General features: G+C 72.2%; 15 protein-coding genes. All 15 read right to left on the bottom strand.

The window, feature by feature from the left end; genetic code table 11:
• Positions 1 to 7: 7 nt before the first annotated feature.
• A complete protein-coding gene (gene trpA / locus M3667_RS08595; protein WP_251507316.1) occupies positions 8 to 799 on the bottom strand; it encodes a tryptophan synthase subunit alpha in 792 nt (263 codons plus the stop codon).
• Positions 796 to 2,139, bottom strand: coding sequence for a tryptophan synthase subunit beta (gene trpB / locus M3667_RS08590; RefSeq protein WP_251507315.1), 1,344 nt, complete (start codon positions 2,137 to 2,139; stop codon positions 796 to 798). Before trpB ends, trpA begins: the two co-directional genes overlap by 4 nt.
• The gene (gene trpC, locus M3667_RS08585; protein WP_251507314.1) at positions 2,139 to 2,912 is read right to left on the bottom strand and encodes an indole-3-glycerol phosphate synthase TrpC; all 774 of its coding nucleotides are present in this window, start codon (positions 2,910 to 2,912) and stop codon (positions 2,139 to 2,141) included. Before trpC ends, trpB begins: the two co-directional genes overlap by 1 nt.
• A gap of 2 nt (positions 2,913 to 2,914) precedes the next feature.
• A complete protein-coding gene (locus M3667_RS08580; protein ID WP_251507313.1) occupies positions 2,915 to 3,145 on the bottom strand; it encodes a DUF6704 family protein in 231 nt (76 codons plus the stop codon).
• Between the two features lie 104 nt (positions 3,146 to 3,249).
• Positions 3,250 to 3,840, bottom strand: a complete 591-nt coding sequence (locus M3667_RS08575; protein ID WP_251507312.1) for a Trp biosynthesis-associated membrane protein — start codon at positions 3,838 to 3,840, stop codon at positions 3,250 to 3,252.
• Positions 3,840 to 4,178: a phosphoribosyl-AMP cyclohydrolase gene (gene hisI, locus M3667_RS08570; protein WP_251507311.1), complete on the bottom strand. Its 339-nt coding sequence runs from the start codon at positions 4,176 to 4,178 to the stop codon at positions 3,840 to 3,842. The genes M3667_RS08575 and hisI overlap by 1 nt, the downstream gene beginning before the upstream one ends.
• The gene (gene hisF / locus M3667_RS08565; protein WP_056231813.1) at positions 4,175 to 4,939 is read right to left on the bottom strand and encodes an imidazole glycerol phosphate synthase subunit HisF; all 765 of its coding nucleotides are present in this window, start codon (positions 4,937 to 4,939) and stop codon (positions 4,175 to 4,177) included. The genes hisI and hisF overlap by 4 nt, the downstream gene beginning before the upstream one ends.
• Positions 4,939 to 5,781, bottom strand: a complete 843-nt coding sequence (hisG, locus tag M3667_RS08560; RefSeq protein ID WP_056231810.1) for an ATP phosphoribosyltransferase — start codon at positions 5,779 to 5,781, stop codon at positions 4,939 to 4,941. The genes hisF and hisG overlap by 1 nt, the downstream gene beginning before the upstream one ends.
• A gap of 46 nt (positions 5,782 to 5,827) precedes the next feature.
• Entirely contained in the window at positions 5,828 to 6,091 is a 264-nt protein-coding gene (locus tag M3667_RS08555; protein ID WP_056231808.1) for a phosphoribosyl-ATP diphosphatase, read from the bottom strand.
• Between the two features lie 97 nt (positions 6,092 to 6,188).
• A complete protein-coding gene (rpe, locus tag M3667_RS08550; protein WP_307210983.1) occupies positions 6,189 to 6,860 on the bottom strand; it encodes a ribulose-phosphate 3-epimerase in 672 nt (223 codons plus the stop codon).
• 126 nt (positions 6,861 to 6,986) lie between these two features.
• Positions 6,987 to 8,357: an RsmB/NOP family class I SAM-dependent RNA methyltransferase gene (locus M3667_RS08545; protein ID WP_251507309.1), complete on the bottom strand. Its 1,371-nt coding sequence runs from the start codon at positions 8,355 to 8,357 to the stop codon at positions 6,987 to 6,989.
• Positions 8,354 to 9,271 carry a methionyl-tRNA formyltransferase gene (gene fmt, locus M3667_RS08540; protein ID WP_251507308.1) on the bottom strand — a complete coding sequence of 306 codons (918 nt, stop codon included), beginning with the start codon at positions 9,269 to 9,271 and terminating at the stop codon, positions 8,354 to 8,356. The genes M3667_RS08545 and fmt overlap by 4 nt, the downstream gene beginning before the upstream one ends.
• Before the next feature lie 44 nt (positions 9,272 to 9,315).
• A complete protein-coding gene (locus tag M3667_RS08535; RefSeq protein ID WP_251507307.1) occupies positions 9,316 to 11,298 on the bottom strand; it encodes a primosomal protein N' in 1,983 nt (660 codons plus the stop codon).
• A gap of 60 nt (positions 11,299 to 11,358) precedes the next feature.
• Complete coding sequence (metK, locus tag M3667_RS08530) at positions 11,359 to 12,552, bottom strand: methionine adenosyltransferase (RefSeq protein ID WP_251507306.1); 1,194 nt, start codon at positions 12,550 to 12,552, stop codon at positions 11,359 to 11,361.
• Positions 12,553 to 12,668: 116 nt separating this feature from the next.
• Positions 12,669 to 12,923, bottom strand: a complete 255-nt coding sequence (gene rpoZ, locus M3667_RS08525; protein WP_055837405.1) for a DNA-directed RNA polymerase subunit omega — start codon at positions 12,921 to 12,923, stop codon at positions 12,669 to 12,671.
• Positions 12,924 to 13,119 lie beyond the last annotated feature (196 nt).

Below are 13,119 nucleotides of genomic sequence, written 5' to 3'. Positions count from 1 at the left end.
GACGAGTCTAGGCGCGCTTCGAAGCGCCCGCGGACAGCTCCTTCGCGAGCGAGGAGAGCCCCTCGACGCCGCCGTCGCGCAGCGCTTTGACCAGTGCGGTTCCGACGATCGCGCCGTCGGCGTACTCCACGACACCCGCGACCTGCTCGGCGTTCGAGATGCCGATCCCGACGCACGCGTGCGCGGCACCGAACGAGCGCAGGCGCTCGACGAGGTTCCGCGCGGCGGCATCGAGCGAGGTGCGCTCGCCCGTGATGCCCATGGTCGACACGGTGTAGACGAAGCCGGTGGAGGCCTCGACGATCATCTTCAGACGCTCGTCCGACGAGGTGGGGGCGGCGAGGAACACGCGGTCGAGGCCGGCGCGCTTGCTCGTCTCGATCCACTGCGACGCGGCATCCGGGGTCACATCGGGCGTGATGAGGCCCGCACCGCCCGCGGCGGCGAGCTCGTCGGCGTAACGGTCGACGCCGTACTGCTCGACGAGGTTCCAGTACGTCATGACGAGGATCGGCACCTCGGTGCGCGCGGTGACCTCGCGGATGATCGTGAACAGATCGCGCATGCGGAACCCGTTCGCGAGCGCCGTCTGCGTCGCTTCCTGAATGACCAGGCCGTCCATCACCGGGTCGCTGTAGGGCGGGCCGAGCTCGATGACGTCGGCTCCGGCCTCGGCCAGAGCGACGGCCGCCTCGATGCTCGTGGCGACGTCGGGGAAGCCGGCGGGAAGGTAGCCGACGAAGGCGCCGCGGCCCTCGGCGTGGGCGGCGTCGATGGCCGCTGAGACGCGAGAGGTCACAGCTCGACTCCCGCGCCGCTGGCGGCGTCCGGAGCCGGGGTCACGTCGACGGGCGAGCCGGGGGCGGATGCCACGGTCTCGGCCGCACGCGTCTGCGGGGTGCCCTCGGGCCCCTCGGGTGCGTGCTCGGCGTCGTACAGGTCGAAGTAGCGCGCCGCGGTGTCCATGTCCTTATCGCCGCGACCCGAGAGGTTGATGGCGATCACGGCATCCGGACCCAGCTCGCGACCGATGCGCAGGGCTCCGGCGAGGGCGTGGGCCGACTCGATGGCCGGGATGATGCCCTCGGTGCGCGAGAGCAGACGCAGGGCCTGCATGGCCTCGTCGTCAGTGGCGGGGATGTACTGGGCGCGGCCGATGTCAGCGAGCCACGCGTGCTCGGGGCCGACGCCCGGGTAGTCGAGCCCGGCCGAGATGGAGTGCGACTCGGTGGTCTGGCCGTCTTCGTCCTGCAGCACGTAGGTGCGCGCACCGTGCAGGACGCCGGGGCGACCCCGCTCGATCGAGGCCGCGTGCTTGGGAGTGTCGACGCCGTCGCCCGCCGCCTCGACGCCGTAGAGGGCGACGCCCTCGTCGTCGAGGAACGCGTCGAACATGCCGATCGCGTTCGATCCGCCGCCGACGCACGCGAACACGGCGTCGGGGAGGCGGCCGAGGCGCTCGAGGAACTCCGCGCGGGTCTCTTCGCCGATGATCTTCTGGAAGTCGCGCACCATCGCCGGGAACGGGTGCGGCCCCGCGGCGGTGCCGAAGATGTAGTTGGTCGTCTCGACCGAGGCGACCCAGTCGCGGTAGGCCTCGTTGATCGCGTCTTTCAGCGTGCGCGAGCCGGTCGTGACGGGGATGACCTCGGCGCCGAGAAGTCGCATGCGGGCCACGTTGAGCGCCTGGCGCTCAGTGTCGACCTCGCCCATGTAGACGACGCACTCGAGACCGAACAGGGCGGCGGCGGTCGCGGTGGCGACGCCGTGCTGGCCGGCTCCGGTCTCGGCGATCACGCGCGTCTTGCCGAGGCGCTTGGTCAGCAGCGCCTGGCCCAGCACGTTGTTGATCTTGTGCGACCCGGTGTGGTTGAGGTCTTCGCGCTTGAGGAAGACGCGCGCGCCTCCCGCGTGCTCGGCGAACCGCGGAACCTCGGTCAGCACCGAGGGGCGACCCGCGTAGTCGTGCAGCAGAGCGCGCAGCTCGGTGTGGAACTCCGGGTCGGCCATCGCCGACTCGTAGACCGCGGTGAGCTCGTCGATCGCCGCGATGAGCGATTCGGGCATGTAGCGCCCGCCGAAGTCGCCGAAGAACGGCCCCTTCTGATCGCGCAGCTTCTGGTCGGGCACGGTGGTCATCAGGACTCCTGGAGGAACGCGCGGAGCGTGGCGACGGGGTCGCCGGTGACGAGGGCCTCGCCCACGAGCACGACGTCGGCACCCGCCGCGCGGTAGTGCGCCACGTCGGCGGGGGCGAGGACGGCCGATTCGGCGATCTTCACGGCATCCGCGGGAAAACGCTCGACCAGCGAACCGAACAGGTCGCGGTCGAGCTCGAAGGTCGAGAGGTTGCGGGCGTTGACGCCGATCAGCTTGGCGCCCAGCTGCGACGCGCGCTCGAGCTCGTCGGCCGAGTGCGTCTCGACGAGGGCGGTCATGCCCAGGTCGCTGACGAGGCCGTAGAGCTGGCCAAGGGTCTTGTCGTCGAGGGCCGCGACGATGAGCAGCACCAGGTCGGCTCCCGACGCGCGCGCCTCGAGCACCTGGTAGGGCGTCGCGATGAAGTCCTTGCGCAGCACGGGGACACTCACGGCGGCACGAACGGCCTCGAGGTCGGCGAGGCTGCCCTTGAACTTGCGCCCCTCGGTGAGCACCGAGATCGCCGACGCGCCGCCCTCTTCGTACAGGCGCGCCTGACGAGCGGGGTCGGGGATCGAGGCGAGGTCGCCGCGCGAGGGGCTCGCGCGCTTGACCTCGGCGATGATCTTCACGCGGTCGGCGGGGGCCAGCATCGCGAGCGCATCGCGAGCCGGGGTCTGCGCGAGGGCATCGCGCTCGACGTCCGCGAGCGGACGCGCCTGGGCGCGCTGCTCGGCGTCTTCCACCGCTCCGGCCGTGAGATCGGCCAGCACGATCAGTGGGCCTTCGGGTTGGACTTCGCGCCGTTCGCGCCGTAACCGGCCTTGGTCATGACGAGGCCGACGATCGCGCCCACGACGAGCAGACCCACGGACGCCCACACCATGACCGGCATGTCGAACCAGAAGAACAGCGTGCCGAGCGTGATGGCGACCAGCATGATGATCACGGTCGTCCAGGCGGCGGGCGAGTGTCCGTGGCCGGGATCGCCGATGGGGTTGCTCATGGGGCTCCTTACAGTCGCGCGCGAGCGCGGGGGAAAGCGTGCGTCCAGTCTACCGAAACGGTGGTGCGGTCCCCGCGCCGACGTCTCGATGTCGCGAGGATGGCTCAGGCGGTCGGGTCGTCGCCGCGCGAGAGGTCGTCCCACGAGTCAATCGCGTCGTGCGGACGACCGGTGCCGGTCACCGCCGCCTCCTCGGCCGTGCGGTACTTGCGGCTCGCGCCCGAGGCCCAGCGTCGCGCCGTGACGAGGGTGAAGACGGATGCCGCGAGCAGCACGATCTGCGCGACGAAGGTCACGGCCGGCCACGGCGTGAGCGAGAGGTCTTGGACGAGGGCGGCCACGGCATCCGTGCCTGAGATCCCCGTCGCATCGGTGACGGTCGCCGCGGTCGCCGACACGGGGGTGGCGAACAGCAGCTGCGCGGTGCCGAACCCGACGAGGGCGGCGATCAGCACGCCGAGCGCCCCGAAGACGTACCGCATGACGGGGCCGACGATCGAGAGGGCGGCGCCCAGGGCGAGGGCGGCGAGGCTCAGCGGGGTGAGCACGGGCAGGGCCTCGGCGCCGGGCACCGCGAGCGTCTGCTGCGATCCGTCGTCGAGGGTGACGTCGATCCAGGTCTGGGTCGACGCGATCACGCCGATCGCGCCGGTCAGGAGCATCGCGAGCACCGCCGTCGAGCGGGCGCGACGCATCAGCGCTCCCCCACGACCGGGTGCAGGTCGTCGGCGTCGAAGCAGGTGTGGTCGCCCGTGTGGCACGCGGCGCCGACCTGGTCGACCTCGATCAGCAGGGTGTCGCCGTCGCAGTCCAGGCGCGCGCCCTTGACCAGCTGGATGTGGCCGGACGTGTCGCCCTTGCGCCAGTACTCCTGCCGTGATCGCGACCAGAACGTCACGCGACCGGTGGTGAGCGTGCGGTTCAGAGCCTCGGCATCCATCCACCCCACCATCAGCACCTCGCGCGAGTCGAACTGCTGGATCACCGCGGCCACGAGACCGTCGGCGTCGTACTTCACACGGTCGACGCTCATCGGCGCACCTCGATCCCTTCGGCGGCCATGGCGTCTTTGACCTGTCCCACGGTGAGCTGGCCGGAGTGGAACACGGATGCCGCGAGCACGGCGTCGGCGCCGGCCTGCACGGCCGGGGCGAAGTGCTCGAGCGCGCCCGCCCCGCCCGAGGCGATGACCGGGACCGCGGCGACCTGACGCATGAGGCGCACGAGCTCGAGGTCGAAGCCCTGCTTGGTGCCGTCGGCGTCGATCGAGTTGACGAGAAGTTCGCCGGCTCCGCGCTCGACCGCCTCGCGCGCCCATTCGAGGGCGTCGAGCGTGGTCTCGGTGCGGCCGCCGTGGGTGGTCACGACGAAGCCCGAGGGGGTGGATGCCGCGCGCTTGACGTCGAGCGAGAGCACGATCACCTGCGCGCCGAAGCGGTCGGCGATCTCGTCGATCAGGGCCGGTCGCGCGATCGCGGCCGAGTTGACGCCGATCTTGTCGGCGCCCACGGCGAGCAGGCGGGCGACGTCGTCGCTCGAGCGCACTCCTCCGCCGACGGTGAGCGGGATGAAGACCTGCTCGGCCGTGCGGCGCACGACGTCGTAGGTCGTGGAGCGCTCGTCAACGGTGGCGGTGACGTCGAGGAAGGTGACCTCGTCGGCACCCTGCTCGAAGTAGAGCTTCGCGAGCTCGACCGGGTCGCCCATGTCGCGCAGGTCGAGGAAGTTGACGCCCTTGACGACGCGGCCCGCGGCGACGTCGAGGCAGGGGATGACGCGACGCGCGAGGGTCATCAGAGCCTCGCGGCGAGGATCTCGGTGACGAGGATCGCGCGCGCGCCGATCGCGTAGAGGGCGTCCATCACCTGGTTGACGTCGCGGCGCGGGCTCATGACCCGCACGGCCACCCACTCGGGGTCGCGCAGCGGCGAGATCGTGGGCGACTCCAGGCCCGGGGCCACGGCGACGGCCTGCTCGATCAGGTGAGCGGGCAGGTCGTAATCGATCAGCACGTAGGTGCGGGCGGCGAGCACGCCCCGCAGGCGCCGCAGCAGCGTCTCGGTGCCCTCGGCTTCCTGGGGGCCGGCGATCAGCACGGCGTCGGACTCGAGCAGGACCGGCCCGAAGATCTCGAGACCGGCCTGGCGCAGCGTGGTTCCGGTCGAGACGACGTCGGCCACGGCATCCGCCACCCCGAGCTGCACGGCCGATTCGACCGCGCCGTCGAGCGGGACGATGTCGACGGCGATGCCGCGCTCGTCGAGGAAGGCGTCGACCAGGCCCGGGTAGGCCGTCGCGACGCGCAGACCCTCGAGGTCGGCGATGTCGGTGAAACGGCCGGGGCGGCCGGCGAAGCGGAACGTCGAACCGGCGAAGCCGAGCGACTCGACCTCGCGGGCGCCGGGCATGCGGGCGTCGAGCAGCAGGTCGCGGCCGGTGATGCCGACGTCGAGCGCACCCGAGCCGACGTAGGTCGCGATGTCACGCGGACGGAGGTAGAAGAACTCGACCTCGTTCACGGGGTCGACGGTGTACAGGTCTTTCGAGTCGCGACGTCCGGTGTACCCGGCCTCCGAGAGCATCTCGGCGGCGGTCTCGGCGAGCGACCCCTTGTTCGGCACGGCGATTCGCAGCATGACGGGGGCTTTCGTGTTGTGTGAGCGTGTGGAGGGCGAGCGCGGCTCAGAGATGTCGGTAGACGTCCTGGAGCGACAGGCCCTTCGCGAGCATGAGCGTCTGCAGGTGGTAGAGCAGCTGCGAGATCTCTTCGGCCGCGGCCTCGTCGGACTCGTATTCGGCGGCCATCCACACCTCGGCGGCCTCTTCGACGATCTTCTTGCCGATGGCGTGCACGCCGGCATCCAGCTGAGCGACGGTGCCGGAGCCGGCGGGTCGCTCGACGGCCTTGGCGCTGAGTTCCGCGAACAGGTCGTCGAAAGTTTTCACGGTTCCAGGGTATCGGGTCGGCGGGGGTGGGGCTGTCCGCCCGGGGGTGTGTGCGGGGCGGGGAGCGTTCCCGAGGGGTGAGGTTCGGCGGCCGGGCTCAGTGGCGGTGGCGGGCGGCCGAGGCGCGCAGCGACTGGATCGCGCGGTCGGGGTCGTCGGCGCCGAACACCGCGGAGCCCGCGACGAACGTGTCGGCCCCGGCTTCGGCGGCCTGGGCGATCGTGGATTCGCCGATGCCGCCGTCGACCTGCAGCCAGACGCTCGCGCCGCGGCGCTTCGCCTCGTCGGCGAGCGAGCGGAGCTTCGGCATGGTCTCGGGCATGAACGACTGCCCCCCGAAACCGGGCTCGACGGTCATCACGAGGATCTGGTCGAACTCGTTGAGCGAGTCGAAGAGGTTCTCGACCGGGGTTCCGGGCTTCACGGCCACTCCGGCCCGCGCGCCCATCGCGCGCAGCTGCCGGGCGAGCGCGACGGGCGACGCCGCGGCCTCGAGATGGAAGGTCACGGAGGCCGCACCCAGCTCGGCGTACGCCGGAGCCCAGCGGTCGGGGTCGTCGATCATCAGGTGCACGTCCAGCGGAACGGGGCTGGTCTCCTGGATGCGGCCCACCATCTGCGGCCCGAACGTGAGGTTGGGCACGAAGTGGTTGTCCATGACGTCGACGTGCACGAAGTCGGCCCCCGCGATGCGTGCGAGCTCGGCCTCCATGTTCACGAAGTCGGCGGCGAGGATGCTCGGGTTGATGCGCGGGGCGTCGGTAGGCACCCGACCATTATGGGCGCGTCGTCGTCGCCGCCGATCGCGTGAGGGGTCGATAAGTGTCGCCGAGAGCTCGTCCAGGCGACACAAACTGACGCCTCGCGCGCTCCCCGCGCCGGCGCGTGCGCGGGCTCAGCGCTTGCGCAGCAGCGCGATCGACATCGCGTCGGTGCCGTGGCGGTGCGGCCACAGCTGCGCCCGCAGCGACCCGTCGGCCTGGGCGGGCAGGTCGATCTCGACCTCGGCGATCTCGCGCACCACCGCGCGCGCGTCGAGCTCCTCGACCTCCTCGCCGAGCGCGCGCTTCACCTCGGCCAGCACGCCCGAGGTCTCGGCCAGGTGTGGCGAGCACGTGACGTAGGCCACGACTCCCCCGGACCTCAAAGCCTCGAAGGCCGCGAGCACGAGCTCCTGCTGCAGCGCGGTGAGGTCGGGCACGTCGGCCGGCGTCTTGCGCCAACGCGCTTCGGGTCGACGTCGCAGGGCGCCGATGCCGGTGCACGGGGCGTCGACGAGGATGCGGTCGTACTCCCCCGGCATCCGCGCCGCGCGCTCGCGCCCGTCCTCTTCGCTCACCTCGACGTCGAGGGGCACGGATGCCACGGCCTGGCGCACCAGCCCCGCTCGGGCCGGAGCGATCTCGTTGGCGTCCAGCGTGGCCCCATGGGCGAGGGCCTCGGCGGCGAGCAGCGCGGTCTTGCCGCCGGGGCCCGCGCACAGGTCGAGCCAGCGCTCGCCCTCGCGCACGGGAAGGGCGCGGCTGAGGGCGAGGGCGGCGAGCTGCGACCCTTCGTCCTGCACGCGGATCGTGCCGCCGGACGAACGGATCAGCCCCTCGGGGTCTCCCCCGCGGGTGGTGAAGGCGGTCGGGGCGTACTTCGTCGGGGTCGCGTCGTCGGGCACCGCGGCGAGGCCCGGCAGGGCGATCATCGCCACGCGTGGGGCGGCGTTGTCGGCTTCGAGCAGTCCGTCGAGCTCGTCGGCGCGGCCCTCGGCGGTGAGGGCGCGGCGCAGCGCCCGCACGATCCACACGGGGTGCGAGGTGGTCAGGCCGAGGCGCTCGTCGTCGCTGCGCGCGGCCGCCGAGATGGTCTGCATCCACTGCCCCGGATTGTCGCGCGACACCCGGCGCAACACCGCGTTGGCGAAGCCCGCGGCTCCGCGGCCCCCGCCGTGCCGACGCGCGAGCTCGACCGACTCGTTCACCGCGGCATGCGAGGCGACGCGGGTCGACAGCAGCTGATGCACGCCCAAGCGGAGGGCGTCGAGCACGGCCGGGTCGATCCGGTCGACCGTGCGGTCGGCGGCTGCGGCGATGATCGCGTCGTACGTGCCCCGCCGGCGCAGGGTGCCGTAGGTCAGCTCGGTCGCGAGACCGGCGTCTTTGGCATCGAGCTTTTGACGGGTGATCGCGTGCGGCAGCAGCAGGTTGGCGTACGCCTCGTCTCCCGAGACGGCGCGCAGCACCTCGTAGGCCACAGCACGGGCTCCCTGCACGGTCATGCGCCGAGCTCCGGCTCGTCGGTGCGCAGGCCACGAAACCAATCGCTCGCGTTCATCGCTCCCTTTCCTGCGGGTTGCACGGTGTCGAGGCGCAGCGGCGTGGTGCCCGTGCCGACGACGACGTCTTTTCCGGATGCCGCGACCCGGCCCGGCGGCAACGGGGGCGCATCGGCGGGGGCGGCGCGCAGCACTTTGAAGCGCGCCCCGTCGAGAGTGGTGTGGGCCCCGGGTTCGGGCGTGACCCCGGCGATCTGGTGCAGGAGGCTCTCGGCATCCCGGGTGAGATCGAGGGCGCCGTCGTCGAGGGTGAGCTTGGGTGCGAGGGTCGGCTCGCCCTGCTGAGCTGTCGCGGTCGCCGAGCCGTCGGCGATGCCGTCGACCACGCGGGCCAGCAGCGGAGCGCCGATCTCGGCGAGGTCGTCGAGCACCGTGGCCGAGGTGGCCCCGGCCGGTACCTCGTAGCGCTCCTCGGCGAACACGTCGCCGGCGTCGAGCGCGGCGACGAGCTGGAAGACGCTCGCGCCCGTGACCGCATCGCCCGCCATGAGCGCGCGCTGCACGGGGGCGGCACCGCGCCAGCGCGGGAGCAGCGAGAAGTGCAGGTTGATCCAGCCGTGCGCGGGCATCGACAGCAGCGGTTCGCGCACGAGCCCGCCGTAGGCCACGATCACCCCGAGTTCGGGCTCGAGCTCCGCGATGCGGGCGGTGACGTCGGTGTCGAGGCGGTCGGCCTTGATGATCGGCAGACCGAGCTCGTCGGCGGCCTGCGCGACCGGCGACGGGGTCAGCACGCGCTTGCGGCCGAGGGGCGCGTCGTCGCGCGTGACGACCGCGGCGATCTCGTGCGGCCCCGACGCGAGGGCGCGCAGGGAAGGGACGGCGACGGCGGGTGTGCCGGCGAAGACGAGGCGCATGGGTCTCCTCAGAGTCTCGGGGTCGTGACGGGTGCGTGACCCGCTCAGAGGTCGGGCTCGGGGATGTCGAGGCGGACTCTGAGCGTACTGCGCGGCTTGGGGCCCCGATCTTTGCGCGACTTGCGCGCGCGCAGGGCGTCGGCGATCACCCCGGCGCGCAGGGCCTCGGCGACGGCGCGGCCGTGGGCGTAGTCGAAGCGCACCAGCGCGCGGGAGGTCGCGACGTCGGGCGTCTCCGACGTGTCGACCGGGCCGAGGATCGCGAGCGGGTCGAGGTCGGGCACGCTCTCGCGCAGCGACTCGAGCAGCACGTCGACGCTCCGGGCGTGTCCGTCGACGCTCGCGACGCGCACGGCGGGCGGCATCCGCAGGGGAAGGCGCTCGATGAGTTCTCCGCGCGCGTACGCCGGGTGGGTCCAGGTCGCCAGCGCCCGGGCGACCGGCCCCGCGACACCGACCAGGTGCACGGGGGCTCCGGGGGCGGCCAGGGCTGCGGCGTTCGACCACCAGCGCAGGCAGTGCTCGGCGATGCGCAGGGCTTCGTTCTGCAGCATCCGGTCGCCATCGAGCAGGATCACCGCCTTGTAGCCGCCGCGCGCGAGCGGCTCGGCCCCGCGCGTGGCGATCACGAGGGCGGGGGTGGCGTCGACCTCGGCGACGGGATGGGCGCCGTCGGCGACGATCACCCGCGTGTTCGGGAAGGCGCGGCCGAGCTCGTCGGCGGTGCGCTCGCTGCCCGAGGAGGCCATGCGGAGCTTGGTCGAGCCGCAGTGCCCGCAGGCCCACGCGTGCGCGCTGCGTCCGCACCACGCGCACACGGGCACGGCGCCGGGGCGCGCGGCGCGCAGCGGGCCGGCGCAGTGCTGGCAGCGCGCGGGGCGTCGGCAGTCCGCGCAGATGAGCGACGGGGCGTAGCCGGGGCGGGCGACCTGCACGAGCACGGGGCCGTGCTGGAGAGCCTCGCGCGCCGCCGCGAACGCCGACGAGGGCACGCGCGACTGCCGCTGCTCGCCCTCGCGCGTGGCGCTGAGCACGACGCGGGGGCTCTGCCGCCGCGCCTGCGGCACCTCCCGCGCGTAGCCGACCTCGACGAGGCGCTGCACGTCGGTGGTGCGGGTGTGGCCGGCGAACACGAGCGCCGATCCCTCGAGCTCCTGGCGCACGAGCGCGGCGTCGCGAGCGTGCACGCCGGGCGACAGGGGCTCGGCGAGCAAGGTGTCGCCGTCGTCCCAGATCGCGACGAGACCGGTGTCGTGCGCGGGGGCGTAGACGGCGGAGCGGCGGCCCACGACGATGCAGGGCACCGGCGCGAGGGCGCGGAGATACTGGGCGTAGCGCGCGGGACCGGACTGGTCGGAGTCGTCGCGCACCACGGCATCCGGAGTCACGAGCTCGGCCAGAGCCGCCAACAGCTGCGCCTGGTCGCGGTAGTCGGGCACGACGAGCACGGCGCTGCGCCCCCGCGCGAGCGTGTGCACGGCGGCCGCGGCGAGCAGGTCGGCCCACGCACCGCGCGGACGTTCCGGATGCGGATGCGGCGGGGCGTCGACGGCCAGTCGCTCCCCCGCGTCGAGGGCGTCGGCCAGCCCCGGGTAGGGCTGCAGCAGGGCCGTGGCGCGCTCGCGCGCCGCGGGCACCACCTCGGGCGTCTCGGGCGCGGGGGCCGCGGCCCACGCCTTCTCGGCGCGGACCATGCGCTTGGGCACTGCCAGGCGCAGCACGTCGCTCACCGAGCCCGCCGCGCGGTCGGCGACCCGCCGTGCGAGCGTGTACAGCCGCTCGGGCAGCACTGGCATGGGCGAGACGACCGCCTCAACCGCCGACAGGGGCCGCTCGGTGCCGTCGTCGGCGACCACCTCGATGACGAAGGCGTCCATCATGCGACCGGCCGAGCGCAGCGGCACCTTCACCCGCACGCCCGGCGCGACATCGGCGACGAGCGGGTGCGGGACGGCGTAGTCGAACAGCCGGTCGAGCTGGGGCACGGGCGACTCGAGCTGCACGCGCGCGACGCGCCGCTCACTCACGAGATCGCTCCCCGGGGGCTGCGTCGATCATCGAGCCGGGGCGCACTCCCCCACGCACTCTCAGAGTCCGGCGGCGGTGCGGAGCTCGTCGACGCGGTCGGTGCGCTCCCACGGGAAGTCGGGCAGCTCGCGGCCGAAGTGGCCGTAGGTGGCCGTCTTCGCGTAGATCGGGCGCAGCAGGTCGAGCTGCTCGACGATCGCGGCCGGGCGCAGGTCGAACACGTCGCGGATCGCCTTCACGATCACCTCGTCGGCCACGTGCGCGGTGCCGAACGACTCGACGTACAGACCCACGGGGTTGGCCTTGCCGATCGCGTAGGCGACCTGCACCTCGAGGCGGTCGGCCAGACCCGCGGCGACGGCGTTCTTCGCGACCCAGCGCATGGCGTAGGCGGCCGAGCGGTCGACCTTGGACGGGTCTTTCCCGCTGAACGCACCGCCGCCGTGACGCGAGGCGCCGCCGTAGGTGTCGATGATGATCTTGCGGCCGGTGAGGCCGGCATCGCCCTTGGGGCCGCCGATGACGAAGGGACCGGCCGGGTTGATGTAGTACTTCACGTCGGGCAGCGCGAGGCCCGTCTCGGCGAGCACCGGGTCGATGACCGCGGCCTGCACCTCGGCGCGCAGGTCTTCCTGCGAGATGTCGGGGTGGTGCTGCGTCGACAGCACGACCGAGTCGACCGTGCGCGGAACGTGACCCTCGTAGCCGAGCGTGACCTGGGTCTTGCCGTCGGGGCGCAGGAACGGCAGCGAGCCGTCTTTGCGCACGGATGCCAGGCGCTCGGCGATGCGGTGAGCGGTCCAGACGGCCATGGGCATGAGCTGCGGCGTCTCATTGGTCGCGAAACCGAACATGATGCCCTGGTCGCCGGCACCCTGCAGGTCGCGGGGATCGACCGAGCCGCGCTCGCGCTGCTCGAACGCCTTGTTGACGCCCGCGGCGATGTCGGACGACTGCGCGCCGATCGACACGCTCACGCCGCACGACTCGCCGTCGAAGCCGGTGTCGCTCGAGGTGTAGCCGATGCGGTTGACCACGTCGCGCACGATCGCGGGGATCTCGACGTAGGCGCTCGTGGACACCTCGCCGGCCACGTGCACGAGCCCCGTGGTGACGAGCGTCTCGACGGCCACGCGACCGGTGGGGTCGTCGGTGAGGATCGCGTCGAGGATGCTGTCGGAGATCTGGTCGCAGATCTTGTCGGGGTGTCCTTCGGTGACGGACTCGGACGTGAACAGGCGCAGGTCGGTCAAGACGACTCCGGGAAAGTTGAGGGCTGGGGACGGGCACAAGTATGCCCCGGGCGGCGGTGGGCCGCCCGGGGCATCGTCACATCTGTGAACAGATCACGAAATGCGTCGGCTGTGGATCACTCCGCAGCGCGCAGGCGCAGCTTGTCTTCGTGGATCTCGTGCAGCGCAATCGTGAGGGGCTTGTCTTCGACGGTGGAGTCGACCAGCGGTCCCACGTTGTCGAAGAGGTTTCCCTCGTGCAGGTCGGAGTAGTAGTCGTTGATCTGGCGCGCACGCTTGGACGCGTAGATCACAAGCTGGTACTTCGAGTCGACCTTGTCGAGCAGAGCGTCGATGGGCGGGTCGATGATGCCCTTGTCACGTCCGGCCATGGGGAACCTCCTGGTTCGGCGGGATGGGGTGGATGCGGCGCTCGAGCGCCGAAGCATCCTCGTATTCTAGCCGACGCCGACGCGGCCTGTGCCGAGGGGCGTCGGGTGGGTCGGGGTGAGCGGGTTCGAAGCGGATTCCGCACGTCGGGGCGGGAAAATTCCGCCCCGACGCACAGACCGCGCCCCGAACCGGGAA

Source organism: Microbacterium sp. P26 (assembly GCF_023712585.1).
GTDB lineage: Bacteria > Actinomycetota > Actinomycetes > Actinomycetales > Microbacteriaceae > Microbacterium > Microbacterium algihabitans_A.
Note: the sequence above shows the minus strand (reverse complement) of the source record. Positions and strands in the feature narration are given on the sequence as shown.